General features: G+C 69.0%; 12 protein-coding genes. 11 read left to right on the top strand and 1 reads right to left on the bottom strand.

Going from position 1 to position 13,121, the window contains the following annotated elements; genetic code table 11:
* Window positions 1-33: 33 nt before the first annotated feature.
* The 9 genes from murC to ABTU82_RS13485 all read left to right on the top strand — a co-directional run bounded on the left by murC (window position 34) and on the right by ABTU82_RS13485 (window position 7,597).
* Entirely contained in the window at window positions 34-1,446 is a 1,413-nt protein-coding gene (gene murC / locus ABTU82_RS13525; RefSeq protein WP_116648419.1) for a UDP-N-acetylmuramate--L-alanine ligase, read from the top strand.
* Between the two features lie 6 nt (window positions 1,447-1,452).
* Window positions 1,453-2,391, top strand: coding sequence for an FtsQ-type POTRA domain-containing protein (locus ABTU82_RS13520; RefSeq protein ID WP_407173829.1), 939 nt, complete (start codon window positions 1,453-1,455; stop codon window positions 2,389-2,391).
* 158 nt (window positions 2,392-2,549) lie between these two features.
* Complete coding sequence (ftsZ, locus tag ABTU82_RS13515) at window positions 2,550-3,713, top strand: cell division protein FtsZ (RefSeq protein ID WP_116648421.1); 1,164 nt, start codon at window positions 2,550-2,552, stop codon at window positions 3,711-3,713.
* A 48-nt stretch (window positions 3,714-3,761) separates the two neighbouring features.
* Window positions 3,762-4,451 (top strand): YggS family pyridoxal phosphate-dependent enzyme, encoded by a 690-nt coding sequence (locus ABTU82_RS13510; protein WP_116648422.1) that lies wholly within the window; start codon window positions 3,762-3,764, stop codon window positions 4,449-4,451.
* A gap of 31 nt (window positions 4,452-4,482) precedes the next feature.
* Entirely contained in the window at window positions 4,483-4,962 is a 480-nt protein-coding gene (locus ABTU82_RS13505; protein WP_116648423.1) for a cell division protein SepF, read from the top strand.
* Between the two features lie 6 nt (window positions 4,963-4,968).
* Window positions 4,969-5,268 (top strand): YggT family protein, encoded by a 300-nt coding sequence (locus tag ABTU82_RS13500; RefSeq protein WP_116648424.1) that lies wholly within the window; start codon window positions 4,969-4,971, stop codon window positions 5,266-5,268.
* 146 nt (window positions 5,269-5,414) lie between these two features.
* Window positions 5,415-6,038, top strand: a complete 624-nt coding sequence (locus ABTU82_RS13495) for a DivIVA domain-containing protein (protein WP_116648425.1) — start codon at window positions 5,415-5,417, stop codon at window positions 6,036-6,038.
* Between the two features lie 9 nt (window positions 6,039-6,047).
* On the top strand, window positions 6,048-6,674 hold the full coding sequence (lspA, locus tag ABTU82_RS13490; protein ID WP_407173828.1) for a signal peptidase II: 627 nt from the start codon (window positions 6,048-6,050) through the stop codon (window positions 6,672-6,674).
* Window positions 6,675-6,676: 2 nt separating this feature from the next.
* Window positions 6,677-7,597, top strand: coding sequence for an RluA family pseudouridine synthase (locus tag ABTU82_RS13485; protein ID WP_407173827.1), 921 nt, complete (start codon window positions 6,677-6,679; stop codon window positions 7,595-7,597).
* A gap of 160 nt (window positions 7,598-7,757) precedes the next feature.
* On the opposite strand, the gene ABTU82_RS13480 is transcribed toward ABTU82_RS13485, so the two are convergent.
* Entirely contained in the window at window positions 7,758-8,231 is a 474-nt protein-coding gene (locus ABTU82_RS13480) for an NUDIX hydrolase (RefSeq protein ID WP_407173826.1), read from the bottom strand.
* Window positions 8,232-8,336: 105 nt separating this feature from the next.
* Here ABTU82_RS13480 and dnaE point away from each other — a divergent pair, with 105 nt between their 5' ends.
* Together dnaE and ABTU82_RS13470 are read left to right on the top strand one after the other, a co-directional pair.
* A complete protein-coding gene (gene dnaE / locus ABTU82_RS13475) occupies window positions 8,337-11,807 on the top strand; it encodes a DNA polymerase III subunit alpha (RefSeq protein WP_240606954.1) in 3,471 nt (1,156 codons plus the stop codon).
* A gap of 144 nt (window positions 11,808-11,951) precedes the next feature.
* Window positions 11,952-13,109, top strand: a complete 1,158-nt coding sequence (locus tag ABTU82_RS13470) for a hypothetical protein (protein ID WP_407173825.1) — start codon at window positions 11,952-11,954, stop codon at window positions 13,107-13,109.
* Window positions 13,110-13,121: the final 12 nt, after the last annotated feature.

Raw genomic sequence — 13,121 nt, 5'->3', positions numbered from 1 at the left:
CTCCCAGCAGCCCCGACTTAGGATTGACGCGCCATGATCAGACCCGACCTCAGCCTGCCCATCCCCGAGAACATCGAGGCGGCCCACTTCATCGGGATCGGCGGTTCCGGCATGTCGGGTCTCGCCCGGATGTTCCTCGCCCGCGGCATCCGCGTCTCGGGGTCCGATCGCGCCGACAGCCCGGGCCTGCGCGAACTCGCCGCCCTCGGCGCCACGGTCTTCGTCGGCCATGATGCGGCGCACCTGGGCGATGCCGACACCGTCGTGCACACCGGCGCGATCTGGCCGGAGAACCCCGAGTTCGTCACGGCCAAGGAGCGCGGCCTCGCCGTGATCCATCGCTCGCAGGCGCTGCACTGGCTGATCGGCGGGCGCCGACTCGTCTCGGTCGCCGGTGCCCACGGCAAGACGACCTCGACGGGGATGCTCGTCACCGCGCTGCGGTCTCTCGACGCCGACCCGACGTTCGTCAACGGCGGCGTCATCGCCGACCTCGGCGTCTCCAGCGGCACGGGCTCCGACGAGCTCTTCGTCATCGAGGCCGACGAGTCCGACGGCACGTTCGAGCTGTACGACACCTCGATCGCCCTCATCACGAACGTCGATCCCGACCACCTCGACCACTACGGCTCCGACGACGCGTTCTACGCCGCGTTCGCGCGGTTCGCCGACGGCGCGAGCGAGGGCGTCGTGATCTCGGCCGACGACACCGGTGCGCGACGGGTGCGCGAGGCGATGCAGCATCCGCGCGTGCTGACCTTCGGCGAATCGGATGCGGCCGACCTCCGCGTCAGCGACATCCGCACCGTCGGACCGGTCCGCTTCACCGTGACCCACGAGGGGCGCACCGTCGAGGCGTCGCTGCGCGTCCCGGGTGCGCACAACGCGATCAACGCGGCCGGTGCGGTCGGCGTGCTGCTGCAGCTGGGGTTCGAGCTCGAGGCGGCCGTTCGGGCGGTCGAGGGGTTCGGCGGCACCGCGCGGCGTTTCGAGCTGCACGGCGTCGAACGCGGAGTGAGCGTCTACGACGACTACGCGCACCACCCGACCGAAGTCGCCGCAGCGCTGTCGGCGGCGCGCACGGTCGTGGGTGAGGGGCGCATCATCGCCCTCCACCAGCCGCACACGTACTCGCGCACGGCAGCCATGTACCGAGAGTTCGCGAGAGTGCTCGAGTCGCACGCCGACCACACCGTGGTGCTCGATGTCTACGGTGCGCGCGAAGACCCGATCCCCGGGGTGACCGGCGAACTCGTCAGCGACGCGTTCACCGATCCGTCGCACGTGCACTTCGTGGCCGACTGGCAGGACGCCGCCGACTACGCCGCCGCGACGGCGCGTCCGGGCGACTACATCGTGACGCTGGGCTGCGGCAACGTGAACCTCATCATTCCGCAGGTGGTGGAGGCGCTCGGCCGGATCGAGCCCGCTGACGGCGAGAGCTGAGCCAGGGTGCGCCGGCCGACCCCGCTGCCCCCGCCGCCCGAGCCGCGCCCGCCCGCGCCGCCGGAGCCGTCCGTCGTCGCCCCCGGGGGCGACGCCGCGTCGGTGCTCCCGTTCGAGGCCGACCGCCGACGCCCCGCACCGATCGAGACCTCAGCCACCGCGCCGTCCGACGAGGCGGCCGACCTCGGCTTCCGCGACGTGTGGCGCGCCGCTCGTGCCCGGCGTCGCGCGCTACGTGCCGAGGTGCGGCGATTCACCGTGCGCCAGCGCCGTCGACGCATGGTCTGGCTGGGCGTGCTCGGGGCGTTCGTGGTGCTCGTGGCCGGCAGCTTCGGCGTGGCGTACAGCCCCCTGTTCGCCGTGCAGCGGATCGAGGTCATCGGCACCGCGCAGCTCGATCCCGCTGCCGTCGCGGCCGCCCTCGACGATCAGATCGGCACACCGCTTCCGCTGATCGACGACAGCGAGATCAAGGCCGCGCTGGTGACGTTCCCGCTCGTAGAGTCGTACAGCCTCGAGGCCCGCCCGCCGAACGACCTGGTCGTTCGCGTCGTCGAGCGTCAGCCTGTCGGCGTGGTGCAGTCGAGCGCGGGCTTCACGGTCGTCGACGCGGCCGGCGTCGCGCTCTCGACGAGCCCCGAGGCGCCCGCGGGGCTCCCGTCGTTCGACATCACCGGTGGCACGGGCTCCGAGGCGTTCCGTGCCGCGGGCCAGGTGATCCGTACGCTCCCCGACAGCATCCGCGCGCAGGTGACCGCCGTGACCGCCTCGACTCCCGACGACGTCTCGTTCACGCTGGGTGCGACGAACACGCGGGTGGTGTGGGGGAGCGCGGAGCAGTCGGCGCTCAAAGCCGAGACGCTTCTGAAGGTCATGATCAACCGTCCGCCCGACGGCGTGCGCAGCTATGACGTGTCGTCACCCGAGGCCGTCGTCGTCAGTTGAGCGATCCGTCCGATGGATTTTGTCGCGACACGCCCGCCGCCTGGCGGCACGGCGCGGAAGCGCGGCTTACCTTCGGAATCAGGAATTGCATACCGGGCAATTCTTTAACCCTTTAGCTGAGGTTGAGGGTTTCGGGGTTCGATACAACGGAGGCCGGCATGAGCCAGAACCAGAACTACCTCGCCGTGATCAAGGTCGTCGGCGTGGGCGGCGGCGGCGTCAACGCGGTCAACCGCATGATCGAGCTCGGACTGCGCGGGGTCGAGTTCATCGCGATCAACACCGACGCGCAGGCACTGCTCATGAGCGACGCCGATGTGAAGCTCGACGTGGGCCGTGAGCTCACTCGCGGACTCGGCGCGGGTGCCGACCCCGAGGTGGGCCGCCGCGCCGCAGAAGACCACGCCGAGGAGATCGAAGAGGCCCTCTCGGGCGCCGACATGGTCTTCGTGACCGCCGGAGAGGGCGGCGGCACCGGCACGGGCGGCGCGCCGGTCGTGGCGCGCATCGCGAAGTCCATCGGTGCACTGACCATCGGTGTCGTGACCAAGCCCTTCTCGTTCGAGGGTCGTCGTCGCCAGAGCCAGGCCGAGGCGGGTGTCACGAAGCTCAAGGAAGAGGTCGACACCCTCATCGTGGTCCCGAACGACCGGCTGCTGGAGATCAGCGACCGCGGCATCTCGATGATCGAGGCGTTCGCCACCGCCGACCAGGTTCTCTTGGCCGGTGTGCAGGGCATCACCGACCTCATCACGACCCCCGGTCTGATCAACCTCGACTTCGCCGACGTCAAATCGGTCATGCAGGGGGCGGGGTCGGCCCTCATGGGCATCGGCTCGGCCCGGGGCGCCGACAGGGCGATCAAGGCCGCCGAGCTCGCGGTCGAATCGCCTCTTCTCGAAGCATCGATCGAGGGTGCGCACGGCGTGCTGCTGTCGATCCAGGGCGGTTCGAACCTCGGCATCTTCGAGATCAACGACGCCGCGCAGCTCGTCAAGGAGGCCGCGCACCCCGAGGCCAACATCATCTTCGGAACGGTCATCGACGACACCCTCGGTGACGAGGTGCGCGTGACCGTCATCGCCGCCGGCTTCGACGGGGGAGAGCCGTCGTTGCGGATCGACCCGGTCGTCGCGCAGCGCACCCCGGTGCCGCCGGCGCTGCCCACGGTCCCCGCCGCCGACGAGGCGTCGCGCGAGCGTGACACCGTCGTCGAGGAGAAGAAGAAGGAGTCCGTCCCGGTCACCGCCAACGTGCCCGAGCCGGCGTACGACTCGGCGTTCGGTGACGACGACCTCGACATCCCCGACTTCCTGAAGTGACCCCGGGCGCCGCGGGCGTGGAGCCCGCGGCGATCGAGAAGGAGTGACGTGGACGATCAGCTCGCCGAGCGGCTCGCCGCCGTCGACGCGCGCATCGCCGAGGCGGCGCGCGCGGCGCATCGCGATCCGGCGGAGATCACCCGCATCGTCGTGACGAAGTTCCACCCGGCCAGCCTCGTCGAGGCGCTGTACGCCCTCGGGGTGCGCGACGTCGGAGAGAACCGTCAGCAGGAGCTCACGTCGAAGAGGGCCGAGGTCGGTCCGCTCGGCGGGCTCTCGTGGCACTTCATCGGGCAGGCGCAGACGAACAAGGCGCGAGCCGTGCGCGACGCGGCCTCTGTCGTCCACTCGGTCGATCGCGCACGGATCGCCGACGCCCTGGATGCTGCGGGCCAGCCGGAATCCGGCGTGCTCGACGTCCTCGTGCAGGTCAACCTCACCGACGACCTCGGCCGGGGCGGGGTGTCTCCCGAAGGCGTCGTCGAGCTGGCCGAGCGGGTGGCCGGTCTCGCCGGGCTCCGCCTCAGGGGAGTCATGGCGGTCGCCCCGCTCGACGAGGAGCCCGCTCGTGCGTTCGAGCGTCTGGCCGAGGCCAGTGCCAAGGTGCGCACGATAGTTCCCGATTCCGACTGGATCTCAGCCGGAATGACCGCAGATTTTCCCGAGGCGATCTCGATGGGTGCGACACACCTACGGATCGGCTCGGCAATAACGGGTCCGCGCCCTACTCGCGGATAGCCTCAAACCACACGAGCGAACGGAGGATGCGATGTCGAACCCGCTCAAGAAAACCATGGTGTATCTGGGCCTCGCCGACGAGGAGGAGACGTTCGATGAGCCGGCACCGCAGCCCACGAGCCGCAAGCAGCAGCAGCCCGCAGTCGTCGAGAAGACGGCGACGGTGACCCCGTTGCACCGGCCGACCGTCGTGCGCCAGCCCACCGCCGGACCGATCAGCGAAATCCTGACGGTGCACCCCAAGCAGTACCGGGATGCCCAGACGATCGCCGAGAACTTCCGCGATGGCATCCCCGTGATCATCAACCTCTCGCAGATGTCCGACGCCGACGCCCGTCGTCTCATCGACTTCGCGAGCGGTCTGTCGTTGGGCCTCTACGGTCGCATCGAGCGCGTCACCAGCAAGGTCTTCCTGCTGTCGCCCGAGAACGTCGCCGTCTCCGGCGAAGGCGCGGTCGCACAGGCCGACCCCGAGGCGACGCCGTTCGCCCCGGCCTCGTTCGCCCCGTAATCCACGGTGAACGTCGTCGGCCTCGTCGCCTCGATCCTCAACGTCCTGTTGTTCCTGTACGTGCTCGTGCTTCTCGCGCGGCTCGTGCTGGAGTACATCCCGATGTTCAACAGATCGTGGCGACCGACCGGAGCAGGTCTCGTGGCGGCGGAGCTCGTGTACACCGTCACCGACCCGCCCATCAAGCTGTTCCGCCGGTTCATCCCGCCCCTGCGGGTCGGGCCGGTGGCGATCGATTTCGCCTTCATGCTGACGATGCTGCTCTGCTTCATCCTGCTCAGCGTCACCCGCGCTCTGGCGTCGTGAACTGACGCGTCGTCGACGCGCCGCATCACGGATTCGCACTTCGACATGCCGTTGAGGCTGAGACTATGCTGGTCCGAAGCGGCACGCGGCGGTGTGCCACCCCCGACATCGGCCCCGCGACCAGATCTCTCGGAAGAGGAACCACCATGGCATTGACACCCGATGACGTCGTCACGAAGCAGTTTCAGCACGTCCGCTTCAAAGAGGGTTTCGACCCCGACGAGGTCGACGACTTCCTCGACGAGATCGTCGTCGAGTGGCGCAAGACGATCGCCGAGAACGAAGAACTGAAGGCGAAGCTCGCCGCGTTCGAGTCCGGCGAGTCGGCCCCCGCTGCCGCGCCCGAGGCCGTCGAGGAGCCCGCCGCGGCTGAGCCCGTCGCCGAGGCGGAGGTCATCGAAGAGGTTCCCGCTCCGGCGCCCGCAGCCTCGAACGAAGGCCCCGCCGCCGCATCCGCCGGAATCATCGAGCTGGCCCAGCGCCTGCACGACGAGCACGTCGCCGAGGGCAAGGCGCAGCGCGACCAGCTCATCTCCGACGCGCAGTCGCAGGCCGCGAGCATCGTGAACGAGGCCGAGGCGAAGGGCCGCGAAGAGATGGCACGCCTCGACCGCGAGCGCGCCACCCTCGAAACCCGCATCACCGAGCTGCGCACGTTCGAGCGCGACTACCGCACGCAGCTGCGCAGCTACATCGAGGGCAAGCTCCGCGACCTCGACACCACCGCCACGCCGTCGGGTTCCACCCCGGTTTCGGCGATCGGTCTCTAGGCCGGCTCGGTGCCACGCCGAGACCCCCTGCGTAAGGCGGCGGCCGGCGCCATCATCGCGATCCTCGCGGTGCTGGTGCTGGCCGCCGACCAGTTCGCCAAGTACCTCGCGATCGAGAACCTCCCGCCCGAACGGGTGGTTCCGGTGCTGGGCGACTTCCTGCAGCTCTACCTGATCCGAAACCCCGGAGCGGCGTTCTCGCTGGGCGAGGGCGTCACCTGGATCTTCACCATCGCCCTCGCTGCCGTCGCCGTGGCGATCGTCTGGATCGCCGTCACCCGCCTGCGTTCGCGGGCGTGGGCGATCGTGCTCGGTCTGCTGCTCGGCGGCGTGCTGGGCAACCTCACCGATCGGCTCTTCCGCGAACCGGGGTTCGCGGTCGGTCACGTCGTCGACTACATCTCCACGCCGTGGATGATGCCGGCGATCTACAACATCGCCGACATGTTCATCGTGACGATGATGATCGGCGTCGCCATCATCGTTCTCGTGGGTCTGCGATTCGACGGCACCCGTGAGCCGCGTCGCGGATCCGACCACGCCGAGGGGTCCGACGACTCCGCCGACACGACGGTGGCCGGAACCGGCGCTCCGGCACGCGGCGCGGCCGAACCCGGCGACCCGGCCGAGCGCTGATCGTGGAGTCACGCTCCCTCCCGGTTCCCGACGGGCTCGACGGCACGCGCGTCGACGCGGCCCTCGCGAAGATGCTCGGCTTCTCGCGCACCTTCGCCGCGGACGTCGCCGACGCCGGTGGGGTGACCCAGGACGGCCGCGCGGTCGAGAAGTCGGATCGACTCCGCGCGGGTGCCTGGCTGAGTGTCGAGTGGACGCCCCGGCGCGAACCCGAGATCGTGCCGACCGCCGTCCCCGACCTCGGCATCGTGTACGACGACGACGACATGGTCGTTGTCGACAAGCCCGCCGGCGTCGCGGCGCACCCGTCGGTCGGGTGGGAGGGGCCGACGGTGCTGGGCGCCCTGGCGGCGGCGGGCTTCCGCATCGCCACGACCGGCGCCGCGGAACGGCAGGGCGTCGTGCACCGCCTGGACGTCGGCACGAGCGGGCTCATGGTGGTCGCGAAGAGCGAGACCGCCTACACCGCTCTGAAGCGCGCGTTCAAAGAGCGCGAGGTGGAGAAGATCTACCACGCCATCGTGCAGGGGCACCCCGACCCTCTCTCGGGCACGATCGACGCCCCCATCGGCCGACACCCCACGCACTCCTGGAAGTTCGCGGTCACCCCGTCGGGCAAGGACTCCGTCACCCACTACGAGACGATCGAGGCGTTCCCGGGGGCGTCGCTCCTCGAGATCCACCTCGAGACCGGTCGCACCCACCAGATCCGTGTGCACATGGCCGCCCACCGTCATCCGTGCGTCGGCGACCCGCTGTACGGCGCCGACCCCACGATCTCCGCCCGCCTCGGGCTCACCCGGCAGTGGCTGCACGCCCACCGTCTCGCCTTCGCGCACCCCGCGACCGGCGAGTGGTCGACCTTCTCTTCGGACTACCCCGCGGATCTGGCCCGCGCGCTCGAGATCCTCCGCGCCGACTGACCCGCCCTTTCGCAGGAATGTGGCGCATTCCGGCGAATGACCGCAGCGGACTCCGGTGTCATACGCAGGGACGTGGCGCAGTCGCCCGGCGAAGAGTCTGACGGATGATGCGCATGGCGACGAGGTCGTCGGATCGAGGTCGCCGGATGCGCGCCGACGCTCAGGCCCCCTGCTCGAACCTCGCCTCGGGGCGGTCGTCGAGGGCCGACGCGATCCGGGCGCGCATCTCGTCGCCGACGTCGGCGAGGTCGTCGAGGCGGTACCAGCCGACCTCGGTCATCTCGCCGTCCGCCGGGTACGGGTCACCCGAGACCCAGGTGCAGCGGAAGGTCAGGTCGAGGTAGTCGCTCTGGTCGCCGTTGTCGTAGGTGACCCGCGGGATCTGGTGCACCCAGGCCAGGCGATCGGCGCGGATCACGACCCCTGCCTCCTCGAGAGCCTCGCGGCACGCGGCGTCGGCGGGTTCTTCTCCGGGGTCGACGATGCCGGTCACGGGTGTCAGCGCGCCGTTGTCGGACCGGCGGCCGAGGAGCACCTCGTCGTCGCGGACGACGACGGCGGTGACACCGACGAGGGGGAGCGGGCGCGTGCCGACCAGCTCACGCAGTTCGAGGACGAAATCGGGGGTGGGCATGCCACAACGGTAGCGGGGGAGGGCGACCGTGTCAGAGCCCGAACGTAGACTCGGGGCGTGGCAGCAGACTCCTTCGTTCACCTCCATGTGCACAGCGAGTACTCGATGCTCGACGGCGCGGCCCGGATCGGGCCGATGGTCCAAGAGGCGGCCCGGCTCGACATGCCGGCGATCGCCGTCACCGACCACGGCAACACCTTCGCGGCCTACGAGTTCTACAAGACCGCGAAAGATGCCGGCATCAAGCCGATCATCGGCATCGAGGCCTACGTCACCCCGGGCACGCACCGCTCCGACAAGGCCCGCGTGCGGTGGGGCAGCCCCGAGCAGCAGAGCGACGACGTCTCGGGCTCGGGCGCGTACACCCACATGACTCTGCTCTCCGAGACGACCCAGGGCATGCACAACCTGTTCCGGTTGTCGTCGAAAGCGAGCATGGAGGGCTACTACTTCAAGCCCCGCATGGACCGCGAACTGCTCCAGACCTACTCCAAGGGGCTCATCGCCACCACCGGCTGCCCCTCGGGCGAGGTGCAGACCCGCCTGCGTCTCGGCCAGTACGACGCCGCGAAGGCCGCCGCCGCCGAGTTCCAAGACATCTTCGGCCGCGACAACTACTTCGTCGAGCTGATGGACCACGGTCTCTCGATCGAGCGCCGCGTGATGGGTGATCTGTTGAAGATCGCCAAGGAACTCAGCATCCCGCTCGTCGGCACGAACGACCTCCATTACACGCACCAGCATGACGCGACGAGTCACGCCGCCCTGCTCTGCGTGCAGTCCGGGTCCACCCTCGACGACCCGAAGCGCTTCAAGTTCGACGGCGACGGCTATTACGTCAAGACCGCCGCCGAGATGCGGCAGGTCTTCCGCGACCACCCCGAGGCCTGCGACAACACGCTCCTCATCGCCGAGCGCTGCGACGTCGAGTTCGACACCTCGGCCAACTACATGCCGCGCTTCCCCGTGCCCGCGGGCGAGACGGAAGAGTCGTGGTTCGTCAAAGAGGTCGAGAAGGGCCTCGAGTACCGCTACCCCGAGGGCATCTCCGACGAGGTGCGCAAGCAGGCCGAGTACGAGACCGGCGTCATCGTGCAGATGGGCTTCCCCGGCTACTTCCTCGTCGTCGCCGACTTCATCAACTGGGCGAAAGAAAACGGCATCCGCGTGGGGCCCGGGCGAGGTTCCGGTGCGGGATCGATGGCGGCGTACGCGATGCGCATCACCGACCTCGACCCGCTGCAGCACGGTCTGATCTTCGAGCGCTTCCTCAACCCCGACCGCGTCTCGATGCCCGACTTCGATGTCGACTTCGACGACCGTCGCCGCGGCGAGGTCATCCAGTACGTCACCGAGAAGTACGGCAGCGAGCGGGTCGCGCAGATCGTGACCTACGGCACGATCAAGGCGAAGCAGGCGCTGAAAGACGCCGGGCGCGTGCTCGGCTTCCCCTTCAGCATGGGGGAGCGGCTCACGAAGGCCATGCCCCCGGCGGTCATGGGTAAAGACATGCCCCTCGGCGGCATGTTCGACAAGAACCACCCCCGGTACAAGGAGGCGTCGGAGTTCCGCACCGTCATCGAGACCGACGCCGAGGCCAAGACGGTCTTCGACACGGCGGTCGGCCTCGAGAACCTGAAGCGCCAGTGGGGCGTCCACGCGGCCGGCGTCATCATGTCGAGCGAGCCGCTCATCGACATCATCCCGATCATGCGCCGCGAGCAGGACGGCCAGATCGTCACGCAGTTCGACTACCCCGCGTGCGAGTCGCTCGGCCTGATCAAGATGGACTTCCTGGGGTTGCGCAACCTCACGATCATCAACGATGCACTCGACAACATCGAGGCGAACCGGGGGCACCCGCTCGTTCTCGAAGACCTGCCCCTCGATGATCGCGGCGCCTACGACCTGCTCACGCGCGGTGATTCGCTCGGCGTGTTCCAGCTCGACGGCGGCCCGCTTCGAAGCCTCATGCGGCTCATGCGGCCCGACAACTTCGAAGACATCTCCGCCCTCATCGCGCTGTACCGTCCGGGCCCCATGGGCGCGAACTCGCACATCAACTACGCGCTGCGCAAAACGGGTCAGCAGGAGATCACGCCGATCCACCCCGAGCTCGAAGAGGCGCTGTCCGACATCCTCGACACGAGCTACGGCCTGATCATCTACCAGGAGCAGGTGATGGCGATCGCGCAGCGCGTGGCCGGCTTCACCCTCGGCGAGGCCGACATCCTCCGCCGAGCGATGGGCAAGAAGAAGAAGTCCGAGCTCGACAAGCAGTACGCGGGCTTCGAGGGCGGCATGAAGAAGAACGGCTTCAGCGAAGCGGCCGTGAAGACCCTCTGGGACATCCTGCTGCCGTTCTCCGACTACGCCTTCAACAAGGCGCACTCGGCCGCCTACGGGATGATCTCGTACTGGACCGCCTACTTGAAGGCGCACTATCCGGCCGAGTACATGGCCGCGCTCCTGACGAGCGTCGGTGACTCGAAAGACAAGATGGCCGTCTACCTCAACGAGTGCCGTCGCATGGGCATCAAGGTGCTGCCGCCCGACGTCGGTCAGTCGATCCGCTACTTCGCGGCCGTCGGCGAAGACATCCGCTTCGGACTCGGCGCCGTGCGCAACGTCGGCGCGAACGTGGTCGACGGAATCGTCGCCGCCCGCGCTGACGGACCCTTCACGTCGTTCCACGACTACCTCGCCCGCGTGCCCGGACCCGCGGCGAACAAGCGCACGGTCGAATCGCTCATCAAGGCGGGCGCGTTCGACTCGATGGGGGCGACGCGCCGTGCGCTCCACGAGATCCACGAGGATGCCGCGGAAGCGGCGGTCGACGTGAAGCGGAAGGAAGCGACGGGGGCCATCGGCTTCGACTTCGACAGCCTGTACGACGAGGCCGAGGAGGCCGTGCCGGCCAAGGTGCCCGATCGCCCGGAATGGACGAAGAAGGACAAGCTCGCCTTCGAGCGCGAGATGCTCGGGCTCTACGTGTCCGATCACCCGCTGGCCGGCCTCGAGGTACCCCTCGCCAAGCACGCGTCGACCAGCATCCACGACCTCCTGGCCTCCGAGAGCATCGAAGACGGCGACCAGGTGACCGTCGCGGGCCTCGTGACGAGCGTGCAGCACCGCGTGGCGAAGGCGAGCGGCAATCCCTACGGCATGATCACGGTCGAGGACTTCGACGGTGAGGTCACGGTCATGTTCATGGGCAAGACCTACCAGGAGTTCTCACCCGTCCTGCAGCAGGACTCGATTCTCGTGGTGCGCGGGCGCGTGTCCCGACGGGATGACGGGCTGAACCTGCACGCGCAGTCCGCCCTGTCTCCCGACCTCGGCGCCGTCGATGCCTCCGGGCCTCTCGTGCTGCTGATGCCCGAGCAGCGGGCCACGGAGGTGCTCGTGAAAGACCTCGCGGAAGTGCTCGAGCGGCATCGCGGCGAGACCGAGGTGTCTCTCCGACTGCACCGCGGAGGCACCGCGAAGGTCTTCGAGGTGCCCATGCCCGTGCGAGTCACGGCCGATCTGTACGGCGAGCTGAAGGGGCTGCTGGGCCCGAACTGCCTCGGCTGAGACCCCGCTCGCGCGAACCCCGAGAGCCGCCAGACCGTCGTCGTCGAGAGTGACGTCGAACGTCGCGCCGCGCAGGGATTCGACACAGCGCGCGACTAAGATCGGACGGCGCGCACCCCCGGCGCGACAGCGGAGAGGACCATCGTGACCGACGAGAATCTGAACGACAAGACCCTGGCAGACACCTCCGTGGACGAACCCACGGCGCAGTCGAACGACCAGGTCGCGGCGACCGAGAGCGCGAGCAGCGAGCCCGAGGCCGCGCCGTCGACGGATGCCGATGACGCGAAGGCCACGGGTGCTCCGCCGCAGTACGGCGTCGGACCCTTCTCGGTGCGCGAAGTCGCCCTGGGCGGGGTGTGGCTCGTCGCGTTCATCGTGTCGTTCTTCCCCGTGAACCTCCTCGTCGGGGCGCCGGCCGCTCTCGTCGGAGGACTGAACGTGTGGGTGTCCGGCCTGGCTTGGATCCTCTCGATCGGCGTGCCGACGGTCGCCGTCTTCCTCGTCATCCTCCGACGACTCTCGCCGCAGGGCATCCCGCGCGTCGGGTCGCTCGGCATCGACCAGTTCGCCTCGGTCGCCTTCTCCGTCGCCGCGATCTACTGGCTGCAGTCGGTGTGGGAGACCGTCGCGATCTCGATCGAGACGGGCGCCTGGGTGCGTTCGTGGGTGATCTGGGTCGAGCTCGTGCTGATGCTCGCCGGCGTCGTGCTCACCGTCTTCGCGCCGTTCATCCCCTCCCTCGAGCAGGACTTCCAGGACCGCCGCGAGGTGCCCGCCCACCGCAACGCCCGTCCGATCCGCGCGGTCGTCGCCCGGCCGAAGACCCCGCGTCCGGAGCGCCCCACCCCGGCACCCGCCGAGCAGCACGCGGCTCCGGCCTACGTTCCGCCGGCATCGCACGACACCGGCTCGTACGACACTGGCGTCCAGCCGGCCGCCGATCAGTCCGACACCGGCGCTTTCAGCAGCCCGACCGCCGACACCGGCGCCTACGGCACCGACGTCTTCGCCCCGCTGCACACCGGGGAGACGACGCAGATCTCCGACGACGACGGGGCTCCCGCGAACGACGACACCGTCCGCACCACCCAGTTCCCCGCACAGGCGCAGACGCAGGCCTTCTGGGCGCTCGTGCCGGTGGAGCGCGACGTCGTCGACGACTACGGCAACCCGCTCTTCCGCATCGGCCCGACAGCCTGGGCGCTCGTCATCGAAGACCGGGGCGAAGCCTTCGTCGTCCGGCACGAAGACGGTCGCGTGGGCTATCTGCACGACGTCACCGGCGTCACGCGCGGCTGAGGGCCACCGGCT

Source organism: Microbacterium deferens, assembly GCF_045517775.1.
Classification (GTDB): Bacteria; Actinomycetota; Actinomycetes; order Actinomycetales; family Microbacteriaceae; genus Microbacterium.
The sequence above is the reverse complement of the archived record's forward strand: the minus strand, read 5'-3'. Positions and strand labels throughout refer to the sequence as shown.

Bases quoted from the DNA above. Each gene is read 5' to 3' on its own strand.
- murC (WP_116648419.1), top strand. From the start codon at position 34: ATGATCAGACCCGACCTCAGCCTGCCCATCCCCGAGAACATCGAGGCG.
- ftsZ (WP_116648421.1), top strand. From the start codon at position 2,550: ATGAGCCAGAACCAGAACTACCTCGCCGTGATCAAGGTCGTCGGCGTG.
- ABTU82_RS13505 (WP_116648423.1), top strand. From the start codon at position 4,483: ATGTCGAACCCGCTCAAGAAAACCATGGTGTATCTGGGCCTCGCCGAC.
- ABTU82_RS13495 (WP_116648425.1), top strand. From the start codon at position 5,415: ATGGCATTGACACCCGATGACGTCGTCACGAAGCAGTTTCAGCACGTC.
- ABTU82_RS13480 (WP_407173826.1), bottom strand. From the start codon at position 8,231: ATGCCCACCCCCGATTTCGTCCTCGAACTGCGTGAGCTGGTCGGCACG.
- dnaE (WP_240606954.1), top strand. From the start codon at position 8,337: ATGCTCGACGGCGCGGCCCGGATCGGGCCGATGGTCCAAGAGGCGGCC.